At 63.9% G+C, this 12,462-nt stretch carries 14 protein-coding genes; 13 read left to right on the plus strand and 1 reads right to left on the minus strand.

The features are described 5' to 3' along the window. Positions 1 to 143 precede the first annotated feature (143 nt). The 12 genes from ccoN (at position 144) to hemN (ending at position 11,042) form a co-directional block, all read left to right on the plus strand. Positions 144 to 1,586: a cytochrome-c oxidase, cbb3-type subunit I gene (ccoN, locus tag TU79_RS17435; protein WP_057009147.1), complete on the plus strand. Its 1,443-nt coding sequence runs from the start codon at positions 144 to 146 to the stop codon at positions 1,584 to 1,586. Continuing rightward, positions 1,586 to 2,194, plus strand: coding sequence for a cytochrome-c oxidase, cbb3-type subunit II (gene ccoO, locus TU79_RS17440; protein ID WP_057009148.1), 609 nt, complete (start codon positions 1,586 to 1,588; stop codon positions 2,192 to 2,194). Before ccoN ends, ccoO begins: the two co-directional genes overlap by 1 nt. A 4-nt stretch (positions 2,195 to 2,198) precedes the next feature. Further along, positions 2,199 to 2,384, plus strand: a complete 186-nt coding sequence (locus TU79_RS17445) for a CcoQ/FixQ family Cbb3-type cytochrome c oxidase assembly chaperone (protein ID WP_057009149.1) — start codon at positions 2,199 to 2,201, stop codon at positions 2,382 to 2,384. Next, positions 2,381 to 3,385, plus strand: a complete 1,005-nt coding sequence (ccoP, locus tag TU79_RS17450) for a cytochrome-c oxidase, cbb3-type subunit III (RefSeq protein WP_057009150.1) — start codon at positions 2,381 to 2,383, stop codon at positions 3,383 to 3,385. The genes TU79_RS17445 and ccoP overlap by 4 nt, the downstream gene beginning before the upstream one ends. Positions 3,386 to 3,506: 121 nt before the next feature. After that, positions 3,507 to 3,761: a type II toxin-antitoxin system Phd/YefM family antitoxin gene (locus tag TU79_RS17455; RefSeq protein ID WP_015372642.1), complete on the plus strand. Its 255-nt coding sequence runs from the start codon at positions 3,507 to 3,509 to the stop codon at positions 3,759 to 3,761. Next, on the plus strand, positions 3,761 to 4,171 hold the full coding sequence (locus TU79_RS17460; protein WP_057009151.1) for a type II toxin-antitoxin system VapC family toxin: 411 nt from the start codon (positions 3,761 to 3,763) through the stop codon (positions 4,169 to 4,171). Before TU79_RS17455 ends, TU79_RS17460 begins: the two co-directional genes overlap by 1 nt. A 15-nt stretch (positions 4,172 to 4,186) precedes the next feature. After that, complete coding sequence (gene ccoG, locus TU79_RS17465) at positions 4,187 to 5,590, plus strand: cytochrome c oxidase accessory protein CcoG (protein ID WP_057009257.1); 1,404 nt, start codon at positions 4,187 to 4,189, stop codon at positions 5,588 to 5,590. A gap of 15 nt (positions 5,591 to 5,605) precedes the next feature. Further along, positions 5,606 to 6,145 carry a FixH family protein gene (locus TU79_RS17470; protein ID WP_057009152.1) on the plus strand — a complete coding sequence of 180 codons (540 nt, stop codon included), beginning with the start codon at positions 5,606 to 5,608 and terminating at the stop codon, positions 6,143 to 6,145. A gap of 61 nt (positions 6,146 to 6,206) precedes the next feature. Beyond that, positions 6,207 to 8,666: a heavy metal translocating P-type ATPase gene (locus TU79_RS17475; protein ID WP_057009153.1), complete on the plus strand. Its 2,460-nt coding sequence runs from the start codon at positions 6,207 to 6,209 to the stop codon at positions 8,664 to 8,666. A gap of 2 nt (positions 8,667 to 8,668) precedes the next feature. Beyond that, the gene (ccoS, locus tag TU79_RS17480; protein ID WP_057009154.1) at positions 8,669 to 8,881 is read left to right on the plus strand and encodes a cbb3-type cytochrome oxidase assembly protein CcoS; all 213 of its coding nucleotides are present in this window, start codon (positions 8,669 to 8,671) and stop codon (positions 8,879 to 8,881) included. After that, on the plus strand, positions 8,874 to 9,557 hold the full coding sequence (locus tag TU79_RS17485; protein ID WP_057009155.1) for a sulfite exporter TauE/SafE family protein: 684 nt from the start codon (positions 8,874 to 8,876) through the stop codon (positions 9,555 to 9,557). Before ccoS ends, TU79_RS17485 begins: the two co-directional genes overlap by 8 nt. Before the next feature lie 102 nt (positions 9,558 to 9,659). Then, a complete protein-coding gene (hemN, locus tag TU79_RS17490; protein ID WP_057009156.1) occupies positions 9,660 to 11,042 on the plus strand; it encodes an oxygen-independent coproporphyrinogen III oxidase in 1,383 nt (460 codons plus the stop codon). 4 nt (positions 11,043 to 11,046) lie between these two features. Here the strand turns inward: hemN and TU79_RS17495 are convergent, their stop codons facing one another. Next, a complete protein-coding gene (locus tag TU79_RS17495; protein WP_057009157.1) occupies positions 11,047 to 11,514 on the minus strand; it encodes a hypothetical protein in 468 nt (155 codons plus the stop codon). Positions 11,515 to 11,667: 153 nt separating this feature from the next. On the opposite strand from TU79_RS17495, the gene fnr reads away from it, so the two are divergent. Further along, the gene (gene fnr / locus TU79_RS17500) at positions 11,668 to 12,402 is read left to right on the plus strand and encodes a fumarate/nitrate reduction transcriptional regulator Fnr (RefSeq protein WP_057009158.1); all 735 of its coding nucleotides are present in this window, start codon (positions 11,668 to 11,670) and stop codon (positions 12,400 to 12,402) included. The last annotated feature ends 60 nt before the right edge of the window (positions 12,403 to 12,462 follow it).

Consider the following 12,462-nt stretch of genomic DNA (forward strand, 5'->3'; position numbering starts at 1 on the left):
CCCCTACACACAGCACGGAAAAGCCGCAGAATCTGGCGTTCAACCGGGTTGATGGCGGTGATCACGTGCGTTGCAATGGCCTCCCGCTTTCTCCATACTGCGGCCGCTTTATCTATAAAAATACTAAATCGTGGAACCCCGGAATGAGCACAGCAATCAGCCCGAATGCTTATAACTATAAGGTCGTCCGTCAGTTCGCCATCATGACGGTGGTCTGGGGCATCCTCGGCATGGGGCTCGGCGTGTTCATCGCCTTGCAGCTGGTCTGGCCGCAATTGAACTTCGACCTGCCCTGGACCACTTTCGGACGTCTGCGCCCGTTGCACACCAACCTTGTGATCTTCGCCTTTGGTGGTTGTGCGTTGTTTTCCACCTCGTACTACGTGGTGCAGCGAACCTGCCAGGCGCGCCTGATCAGCGACGGCCTCGCCGCGTTCACCTTCTGGGGCTGGCAAGCGGTGATCATCGGCGCCATCGTCAGCCTGCCGCTGGGCTACACCACCACCAAGGAATACGCTGAACTGGAATGGCCGATCGCCATTTTGCTGGCAATCGTGTGGGTGGCCTACGCAACGGTGTTCTTCGGCACCATCGTCAAGCGCAAGACCCGGCACATCTACGTCGCCAACTGGTTCTACGGTGCGTTCATCCTGGTGACGGGCATGCTGCACCTCGTCAACCACGCGTCACTGCCGGTCAGCCTGTTCAAGTCCTACTCGGCCTATGCCGGCGCGACGGACGCAATGATCCAGTGGTGGTACGGGCACAACGCCGTCGGCTTTTTCCTCACCACCGGTTTCCTCGGGATGATGTACTACTTCGTGCCCAAGCAGGCCGAACGCCCCATCTATTCCTATCGCCTGTCCATCGTGCATTTCTGGGCGCTGATTACCCTGTACATCTGGGCCGGCCCCCACCACCTGCACTACACCGCATTGCCCGACTGGGCGCAGTCGCTGGGCATGGTGATGTCGATCATCCTGCTGGTGCCCAGCTGGGGCGGCATGATCAACGGCATGATGACCCTCTCCGGCGCCTGGCATAAGCTGCGCACCGACCCGGTCCTGCGCTTTCTGGTGTTGTCGCTGGCGTTCTACGGCATGTCGACGTTCGAGGGGCCGATGATGGCGATCAAGACCGTCAACGCGCTTTCCCACTACACCGACTGGACCATCGGCCATGTCCACGCCGGCGCCCTGGGCTGGGTGGCGATGATTTCCATCGGCGCGCTGTACCACATGATCCCCAGGCTCTACGGCCGCACGCAGATGCACAGCATCGCGCTGATCAACGGCCACTTCTGGCTGGCCACCATCGGCACCGTGCTCTACATCGCCTCGATGTGGGTCAACGGCATCACCCAGGGCCTGATGTGGCGGGCGATCAACGATGACGGAACGCTCACCTTCTCCTTCGTGCAAGCGCTGCAGGCCAGCCATTCGGGCTATATCGTGCGGGCCGTGGGCGGATCGATCTTTGCCAGCGGCATGCTGCTGATGGCCTGCAACGTCTGGCGCACCGTGCGCGCCTCGGACCCGACGCAAGCCGAAGCCGCCGCCGCCATCACCGTTGCGGGAGCGCACTGATGAAGCATGAAGTCGTCGAGAAGAATATCGGCCTGCTGGCCTTCTTCATGGTCATCGCCGTGAGCATCGGCGGGCTGACCCAGATCGTCCCGCTGTTTTTCCAGGACGTGACCACCAAGCCCATCGAAGGCATGAAGCCGCGCAGCGCACTGGAACTGGAAGGTCGTGACGTTTACATCGCCAACGGTTGCGTGGGTTGCCACTCGCAGATGATCCGCCCCTTCCGCGCCGAAACCGAACGTTACGGCCACTACTCGGTGGCTGGCGAAAGCGTATGGGACCACCCGTTCCTGTGGGGCTCCAAGCGCACCGGGCCGGACCTGGCGCGGATCGGCGGGCGTTACTCGGATGACTGGCACCGCGCGCACCTGTACAACCCGCGCAACCTGGTGCCGGAGTCGAAAATGCCGGCGTACCCGTTCCTCGTCGAAAACACACTCGACGGCAAGGACACCGCGAAGAAGATGCAAGTGCTGCGCACCCTGGGCGTGCCCTACACCGACCAGGACATCGCCGGCGCAGCCGCCGCCGTCAAGGGCAAGACCGAAATGGACGCACTGGTGGCCTACCTGCAAGGCCTGGGCACCCTCATCAAAAGCAAACGGTGATCGCATGGATATCGGGATGATTCGTGGCGTGGGCACCCTGGTGGTGATGGTGGCCTTCATCGGCCTGGCGTTATGGGTGTTCAGCCCACGACGCAAGGCGGAGTTTGACGAGGCGACCCTGCTGCCCTTCGCCGACGACCCGCAGGCGCTCCAGCACGTCGAGCAAGCCGCCAGGGATGACAAGCAATGAGCACGTTCTGGAGCCTGTACGTCAGCGTCCTCAGCCTCGGTACTCTGTTCGCCATCACCTGGCTGTTGCTGTCAACCCGCAAGGGCCAGCGCAGCGAGCAGACCGAAGAGACCGTCGGCCACTCGTTCGACGGCATCGAGGAGTACGACAACCCGTTGCCCAAATGGTGGTTCATGCTGTTCATCGCCACCCTTGTGTTTGCCCTCGGTTACCTGGCGCTGTACCCGGGTCTGGGCAATTGGCAGGGCCTGCTGCCGGGCTACAACTACCTCGACAACGACCGGCAGACGCCCTTCGCCAACGGCAAGACCGGCTGGACGTCCGTGCACGAATGGGAAAAGGAAATGGCCAGTTCGCAGGCGAAGTTCGGGCCGCTCTTCGCCAGATACGCCGCGATGCCGATCGAGGACGTGGCCAGGGACCCTGAGGCCCTGAAGATGGGCGCTCGCCTGTTCGCCTCCAATTGCTCGGTGTGCCACGGCTCCGATGCCAAGGGGGCCTACGGCTTCCCCAACCTGGCCGACGCCGACTGGCGCTGGGGCGGTACGCCTGACGCCATCAAGGCGTCTATCCTGAAAGGCCGCCAAGCGGTGATGCCGGGTTGGGCCGCCGTCATCGGCGAGCAAGGCGTGGCCGACGTGGCAGGTTTTGTGCTGAGCAACCTCGACGGCCGCACCCTGCCCGAAGGCACCAAGGCCGATGTGGCCAATGGCGCAAAACTGTTCGCCGCCACCTGCACGGCCTGCCACGGCCCGGCCGGCAAAGGCAATCCCGCCATGGGCGCGCCGGACCTGACGCACCCGGGTGCATTCATCTACGGATCAAGCTTCGCCCAGTTGCAGCAAACCATCCGCCATGGCCGCCAGGGCCAGATGCCGGCGCAGGAACAGCTGCAGGGCAATGACAAGGTGCATGTGCTGGCGGCGTATGTGTACAGCTTGTCCCATGGGGATGAGAAGACCGGGGAGCACGTCAGGTCCGTCGAGGCCCCCGCGCAGTGAACGCTGGGCAGGACTGTGTTTTTTCTGCTCTGGATAGAGGCCGTTGGTAGCTTCGGGCTTGCTCGTCACAAAGCCAAGGTAGTAACGTGACTACATTCAATTCAGAAAGGGGGAATGCCCCATGACTATCACGACGATCTCCAGCCGCGAATTCAATCAGGACACAAGTGGTGCCAAAAAAGCAGCCCGCCAGGGACCGGTTTTCATCACCGATCGCGGCAAGCCCGCTCATGTGCTGCTAAGCATTGAGGACTACCAGAAACTGACAGGTCTCAACGCCGATATCGTTGACCTGTTGGTGATGCCGGAAGCGGCCGATATCGACCTCGACACCAGGCGCGCCGTGATCACTCATCGACCTGTGGACCTCTCCTGATGTATTTGCTCGACACCCATGTCATCTCCGAACTTCGTAAACCCCGGGCCGACGCGAACGTGGTGGCCTGGGCCAAAAGCATTATCGCAACGCGCATGTTCATCTCGGCGATCACATTAAAAGAGCTGGAAACCGGCGTACTGCGCATGGAGCGCCGAGACCCGGCGCAGGGCAAGGTGTTGCGTACCTGGCTCAAGCGCCACGTGATGCCCGCATTCGATGCCAGAATCCTGCCCGTTGACGCAGCCGTGGCATTGCGTTGCGCCAACCTGCATGTGCCCGACCAGGCCAACGAGAGTGATGCATTGATTGCCGCGACTGCATTGGTACATGGGCTCACCGTGGTCACCCGTAACATCAGTGACTTCCAATCCAGCGGCGTTCCACTGATCAATCCATGGGACCAATGACCGGCCGATACCATGATGAGCGACCCGATACCGGTACATGACATCACCCCGCCCGGGACAACCGTTGATCTCTACGCGTCACGAGAGAAGATCTACACGCGCGCGTTCACCGGCCTGTTTCGCACGGTGCGCATGCTCGGCGGCGGTGCATTGTTGCTGCTGTATTTCGGTACGGTGTGGCTCGATTGGGGTGACCGTCAGGCGGTGTGGTGGAACCTGCCGGAGCGCAAATTCTTCATTTTTGGCGCCACCTACTGGCCCCAGGATTTCATCCTGCTGTCGGGCATCCTGATCGTCGCGGCGTTTGGCCTGTTTTTCATCACTGTGTACGCCGGGCGCGTGTGGTGCGGCTATACCTGCCCGCAAAGCGTGTGGACGTGGATGTTCATGTGGTGCGAAAAAATCACCGAGGGCGACCGCAACCAACGCATCAAGCTGGACCAGGCGCCGATGAGCGCCAGCAAATGTCTGCGCAAGCTGACCAAACACACGCTGTGGCTGCTGATCGGTCTGGTTACCGGCCTGACCTTCGTCGGGTACTTCTCGCCGATCCGTGAGTTGGCCGTGGAATTCTTCACCGGCCAGGCCGATGGCTGGGCGTATTTCTGGATCGGTTTCTTCACCCTGGCCACCTACGCCAACGCCGGCTGGTTGCGCGAGCAGGTGTGCATCTACATGTGCCCGTATGCGCGCTTTCAGAGCGTGATGTTCGACAAGGACACCCTGATCGTGTCCTACGACCCGCGCCGAGGCGAAGTACGCGGCCCGCGCAAAAAAGACAGCGACCACAAGGCCCAGGGCCTGGGCGATTGCATCGACTGCACACTCTGCGTGCAGGTGTGCCCCACCGGCATCGACATCCGCGATGGCCTGCAGATCGAGTGCATCGGCTGCGCCGCCTGTATCGACGCCTGCGACGGCGTCATGGACAAAATGGACTACCCGCGCGGCCTGATCAGCTACACCACCGAGCACAACCTGTCCGGACAGAAAACCCATAAGCTGCGCCCACGCCTGATGGGTTACGCGGTGGTCCTGGTCGCGATGATCGGCCTGCTGGTGGCGGCATTTTTCCTGCGCCCGCTGGTGAGCCTGGATGTGAGCAAGGACCGTGTGCTGTTCCGCGAAGACGCCGAAGGCCGCATCGAAAACGTCTACAGCCTGAAGATCATGAACAAGGACCAGCGCGACCACCGCTACCTGCTCAGCGCCACCGGCCTGCCCGACCTCAAGTTGCAAGGCCGGCGCGAAATCAGGGTGGCCGCCGGTGATACCGTCAGCCTGCCGGTGGAGCTGTCGAGCGCGCCGCAGCAACTGCCGTCGAGCGCCAACGAAGTGACATTCATTCTGACAGACGCAGATGACCCCAGCATCCGGATTGAAGCCGGCAGCCGATTCATCGGCCCGCACGTTCGATAACCAGAGAGCCGACCCATGCCCCCAGCCACTGCCGCAAGCCCCTGGTACAGGCACCTCTGGCCCTGGATCATCATCGCGATCCTGGCCTGTTCGGTGACGCTGACCCTGTCCCTGGTGGCCATTGCGGTGAACAACCCGGACAACCTGGTCAACGACAATTACTACGAGGCCGGCAAGGGCATCAACCGCGCCCTGGACCGTGAACGCCTGGCCCAGACCCTGCAACTGCGCGGCAAGCTGCACCTGGACGAACTCACCGGTGAAGTCGAGCTGCGCCTCACCGGCTACAGCAACCCGAACACCCTGCAACTCAACCTGATCTCCCCGACCCAGCCGCAGAAGGATCGCAGGATCAACCTGACCCGCAGCGACAGCGAACCGGGCCGCTACATCGGCCAGGTCACCGACAAGGTCGAAGGCCGGCGCTTCGTCGAACTGCTGGGGGTGGAAGGCAACCAGACCTGGCGCCTGTTCGAAGAAGAAGACGTCAGCCACGACAAGGACCTGCTGCTGGGTGACGAACCGCTGCAGGGCGCCGAGGAGTTGAAGCAATAAAACGCACGCTTCGCTCAAAATGCTCGCACAGAGGCTCTCCCTGCCACCTCAGATGCCAACCATGACCAGCGCCTGCTACCACTGCGCCCTGCCTGTTCCAGCCGGCAGCCGCTTCACTGCGATGATCCTCGGCGAACGCCGCGAGCTCTGCTGCCCCGGTTGCCAGGCCGTGGCCGAAGCCATCGTGGCCGGCGGGCTGCAACACTATTACCAGCACCGCAGCGAAGCTTCGGCCAACCCCGACACCCTGCCGGTGCAACTGCTGGACGAGTTGGCGCTGTACGACCGCGCCGACGTGCAAAAACCCTTCGTGCGCCACGACGGCGACCTGGCCGAAATCACCCTGCTGATGGAAGGCATCAGTTGCGCGGCCTGTGGCTGGCTGATCGAAAAACACCTGCGCCGCCTGCCCGCCGTGGCCGAGGCGCGGCTGAACCTGTCCAACCACCGACTGCACCTGCGCTGGGCCGACGGGCAAGTGCCGCTGAGCCGGCTGCTCAGTGAGTTGCGCCATATCGGCTACGCCGCCCACCCATATCAGGCCGACCGCGCCGCCGAGCAACGGGCCGGGGAAAACCGCCTGGCCCTGCGTCGACTCGGCGTCGCCGGTCTGCTGTGGTTTCAGGCAATGATGGCCACGATGGCGACCTGGCCACAATTCAATGTCGACCTGAGCCCCGAGCTGCACGTGATCCTGCGCTGGGTCGCGATGTTCCTGACCACACCCATCGTGTTCTACAGCTGCGCGCCGTTCTTCAAGGGCGCGATGCGGGATGTGCGCACGCGCCACCTGACCATGGACCTGTCGGTATCCCTGGCGATTGGCGGCGCGTACCTGGCCGGCATCTGGACCGCCATCACCGGCACGGGCGAGTTGTACTTCGACGCGGTGGGCATGTTCGCGCTGTTCCTGCTGGCCGGGCGCTACCTGGAACGTCGCGCCCGGGAACGCACCGCCGCCGCCACCGCGCAACTGGTCAACCTGCTGCCCGTCTCGTGCCTGCGCCTGGACAGTGAAGATCAGAGCGAACGCGTCCTGCTGACCGAGCTGGCCCTGGGCGACCGCGTGCTGGTGCAACCCGGTGCGGTGCTGCCGGCCGACGGCGTGATCCTCGAGGGCCAGTCGAGCATCGATGAATCCCTGCTCACCGGCGAATACCTGCCACAACCCCGGCAAGTCGGCGACGGCGTGACGGCCGGCACGCTCAACGTCGACGGCGCGCTGATCGTGCACGTGCGCGCCCTGGGCCACGACACGCAGTTGTCCGCCATCGTGCGCCTGCTGGAACGCGCCCAGGCGGAAAAGCCGCGCCTGGCGCAACTGGCCGACCGCGCCGCGCAGTGGTTCCTGCTGGGTTCATTGATGGCCGCCGCCGTGATCGGTCTGCTGTGGTGGCAGCTCGACGCGTCGCGGGCATTCTGGATCGTGCTGGCGATGCTGGTGGCGACCTGCCCGTGCGCCTTGTCGCTGGCCACGCCGACGGCGCTCACCGCCGCCACCGGCACCCTGCACAGCCTCGGTCTGCTGCTGACACGCGGCCATGTGCTCGAAGGCCTGAACCAGATCGACACGGTGATTTTCGACAAGACTGGCACCCTCACCGAAGGACGTCTGACCCTCAACGCCATCCGGCCTCTGGGCGAACTGAACAGCGACCAATGCCTGGGCCTCGCCGCCGCCCTGGAAAACCGCTCCGAGCACCCGATTGCCCGCGCATTTGGCCGGGCGCCGCTGCCCGCCACTGACGTGCGCAGCGCAGCGGGCCAGGGGCTGGAAGGTCGCGTGGGCGAACGCCTGCTGCGTATCGGCCAGCCTGCCTACGTCTGTGAACTCAGCGGTTGCCCGCCGCCCGCCACGCCGGAGCAAACCGGGCAATGGCTGCTCTTGGGCGACCGCAGCGGCGCGCTCGCGTGGTTCGTGCTCGACGACCGCCTGCGCAGCGATGCGCCGGCCCTGCTCGCAGCGTGCAAGGCACGGGGCTGGCGCACGCTGCTGCTGTCAGGGGACAGCTCGCCGATGGTCGCCAGCGTCGCCGCAGCGTTGGGCATTGACGAAGCACGCGGCAGCCTGCGCCCGGATGACAAGTTGCAGGTGCTGCAACGCTTGCACGCGCAGGGTCGCAAGGTGCTGATGCTCGGCGACGGTGTCAACGATGTGCCCGTACTGGCCGCCGCCGATATCAGCGTGGCCATGGGCTCGGCCACGGACCTGGCGAAAACCAGCGCCGACGCGGTACTGCTGAACAACCGCCTGGACGCGCTGGTGCAGGCGTTCAGCCTGGCACGGCGGACCCGCCGGGTGATCATTGAAAACCTGCTGTGGGCCGGTCTGTACAATGGCCTGATGTTGCCGTTCGCCGCGCTGGGTTGGATCACGCCACTCTGGGCTGCAGTCGGCATGTCGGTAAGTTCGTTGACCGTGGTACTCAACGCCCTGCGTCTGACGCGCCTGCCGAGCGCGTCCGTCAAGCCCCTTGCCAAACCGCCCGTTGCCGGCCTGAGCCGCGCGGGCCTGGAGTAGCGATGCCAGCTCTTTACATAATGATTCCGGCGGCGCTGCTGTTAGTGGGCGCGGCGATCTACCTCTTTTTCTGGGCGGTGGACAGCGGCCAGTACGACGACCTCGACGGCCCGGCCCACAGCGTGCTGTTCGACGATCAGGACGCGAACCACCTCGCCGCTATCGACGAGGCCAATCCACCGCAGCAACCGCCCAGGGAGCCGCCCCATGCTTGACCTCGCGCCGCTGCTGCTCTCCGCGCTGATCCTCGGCCTGCTCGGTGGCGGCCACTGCCTGGGCATGTGCGGCGGGCTGATGGGCGCGCTGACCCTGGCGATTCCTCCCGCGCAACGCAACCGCCGCTTTCACCTGCTGCTGGCGTACAACCTGGGGCGCATCCTCAGCTATGCCGGTGCCGGACTGCTCATCGGCCTGGCCGGCTGGGCGGTGGCCAACAGCCCGGCGGCGATGCTCATGCGCGTACTGGCCGGTGTGTTGCTGGTCTGCATGGGCCTGTACCTGGCCGGTTGGTGGAGCGGCCTCACCCGCCTCGAAAGGCTGGGCCGTGGCCTGTGGCGGCATCTCCAGCCGCTGGCCAACCGCCTGCTGCCGGTGTCGAGCCTGCCGCGTGCCGTGCTGCTCGGCGCACTCTGGGGCTGGTTGCCGTGCGGGCTGGTCTACAGCACCTTGCTGTGGGCCGCGAGCCAGGGCAATGCGGCCCACAGCGCATTGCTGATGCTGGCTTTCGGCGTGGGCACCTGGCCGGTGCTGCTGGCGACGGGTCTGGCGGCGGAGCGGGTCACCACATTACTGCGCAGGCGCAGGGTGCGCGTGGCCGGTGGCGTGCTGGTGATGTTGTTCGGCCTCTGGACCTTGCCGGGCCCGCACCAGCACTGGCTGATGGGGCATTAGTCAGCCTGTGGCACAGCGCCACTCCCCGTTGATGCAAATCAACATGCCCGTTCCGCCCTGCCCCTAGACTCCGCCCATCAGCCTATCCGGGGGAGCGCCCGCATGCTCGACGCCATTCGTTGGGACACCGATCTGATTCACCGCTACGACCTCGCCGGGCCGCGCTACACGTCCTACCCCACCGCCGTGCAATGGCACAACCAGGTCGGCGCCGTCGAGCTGTTGCACGCGCTGCGCGACAGCCGCAAGGCCGCGCGACCGCTGTCGCTGTATGTGCATGTGCCGTTCTGCGCCAACGTCTGCTACTACTGCGCCTGCAACAAGGTGATCACCAAGGACCGTGGCCGCGCCCGGCCCTATCTGCAAAGTCTGACGCAAGAGATCGAGACGGTCGCCTGCCACCTCGGCCCGAAGCAGGTGGTGGAGCAACTGCATCTGGGCGGCGGCACTCCGACCTTCCTGAGCCACGACGAACTGCGCCAGGTGATGGGCAGCCTGCGCCGGCACTTCAATCTGCTGGAGGACGACTCGGGCGACTACGGCATCGAGATCGATCCGCGCGAAGCCGATTGGGCGACCATGGGCCTGCTGCGCGAGCTGGGGTTCAACCGGGTGAGCATCGGTCTGCAGGACCTCGACCCGCACGTGCAGCGCGCGGTCAATCGCCTGCAAAGCCTGGAAGAAACCCGCGCGGTGATCGACGCCGCGCGCACCCTGCAGTTTCGCTCGATCAATATCGACCTGATCTACGGTTTGCCCCGTCAGTCGCCGCTGAGTTTTGCCCACACTGTGGAGGAAGTCATCCGCCTGCAACCGGACCGCGTGTCGGTGTTCAACTACGCGCACCTGCCGGAGCGCTTCATGCCCCAGCGGCGGATCAACAGCGATGACCTGCCCACCCCGGTCGCCAAACTGTTGATGCTGCACACCACCCTCGAACAGTTGACCCAGGCCGGCTACCGCTACATCGGCATGGACCATTTCGCCTTGCCGGACGACGCGCTGGCCATCGCCCAGGAAGACAGCACCCTGCAACGCAACTTCCAGGGCTACACCACCCATGGGCACTGCGATTTGATTGGGCTGGGGGTGTCGGCGATCAGCCAGATCGGTGACCTGTACTGCCAGAACACGAGCGACCTCGGCGCCTACCAGAGCGCGCTGGCGGGTGCGCAACTGGCGACCAGCCGTGGGCTGCTGTGCACCCAGGATGACCGGCTGCGGCGGGCAATCATCCAGCAACTGATCTGCCATTTCCAGCTGGACTTCGAGCGCATCGAGCGGGCGTTCACCCTCGACTTTCGCGGCTATTTCGCCGCGCTGTGGCCGCAATTGCAGACCATGGCCGGCGACGGCCTGATCGAGCTCGACGCTCGGGGCATTCGCGTACTGCCGGCCGGGCGCCTGCTGGTACGCTCGCTGTGCATGCTGTTTGATGCGTACCTTGCGCAACAGAACCGGCAGCGGTTTTCGCGGGTGATCTGAGGCGTTACTTCGACGCCAGGCTCATGGCTTCCATCTGCGCGTCAGCGGGCTGATCCTTCATGGCCTTGCCCAGTTGCATCTGCACCATGGTCAGGCTGGCCTGCAACGTGGCGATGCTGGCCTGCAAGTTGGCGACCCGCGCCTGACGCGCCTCGGGGGTCATCGAATTGTCGGACTGGGCGGCAGCGACTTCGGCCTGCTTGTCGGCGATCTGCTTTTTCAGCTCGCGGATCATTTTCAGCAGCTGTTTGACCGGGTCGGTCTGACTGCTGTTATCGATGTCCTTGTTCGAGTCGGTTTTGGCGGCACGAAAGCCGGCACTGGAGATCGATACGCTCACGCCCTCGGTTACCTTGGTCTCGCTGGCAGGTTTTTCGTCGTCGCGCGCCGCTTCTGCCGCCGGGTTTTTCCTGAGGTCCGGCACCGTGGGAATGTTCACACTGGAAGGATTGAGGCCACCGATGGAAGACATGATCCGGGTCCTGATTGAATGAGAGAGGCCTTTGTATCGGCACGGATACAGGAACCTTTATAGCGCCAGAGCTGTTTTGTAAGCGCTGGCCTCATCCACCCTCGGTGCGTTACCCTTACGTCTTATGTGTGATTTCCCACAAGGATTGAAGAAATGCCTGAGCCAGTCAAACTGCGCGCTCATAGCCAGGCTCACTGCAAGGACTGCAGCCTCGCCCCCCTCTGCCTGCCACTTTCGTTGAATCTGGAAGACATGGATGCGTTGGACGAGATCGTCAAACGCGGGCGCCCGTTGAAGAAAGGCGAGTTTCTGTTTCGCCAGGGCGACCGGTTCGATTCCGTCTATGCAGTACGCTCGGGTGCGTTGAAGACTTTCAGCCTGAGCGGCAGCGGTGAAGAGCAGATCACGGGTTTTCACCTGCCCAGCGAACTGGTCGGGCTGTCGGGCATGGACACCGAGATGCACCCGGTGTCCGCCCAGGCGATGGAAACTACCTCGGTGTGCGAAATCCCCTTCGAACGCCTGGATGAACTGGCCCTGCAACTGCCACAACTGCGCCGCCAGTTGATGCGCGTGATGAGCCGCGAGATTCGTGACGACCAACAGATGATGTTACTGCTGTCGAAAAAAACCGCCGACGAACGCATCGCCACCTTCCTCGTCAACCTCTCGGCGCGCTTCAGGGCCCGCGGGTTCTCGGCCAACCAGTTTCGGCTGAGCATGTCGCGCAATGAAATCGGCAACTACCTGGGCCTGGCGGTGGAAACCGTGTCCCGGGTATTCACGCGTTTTCAACAGAGCCAATTGCTGGCCGCCGAGGGCAAGGAAGTGCACATCCTCGACCCGATCCAGCTGTGCGCGCTGGCCGGTGGCTCCCTGGAAGGCTGATCCAGACACCTGCGGCCAAGCGCACCGGCGACGCCGCAGGTATACTTCGCGTCCGTTTTC

Source organism: Pseudomonas trivialis (assembly GCF_001439805.1).
Lineage (GTDB): Bacteria > Pseudomonadota > Gammaproteobacteria > Pseudomonadales > Pseudomonadaceae > Aquipseudomonas > Aquipseudomonas trivialis.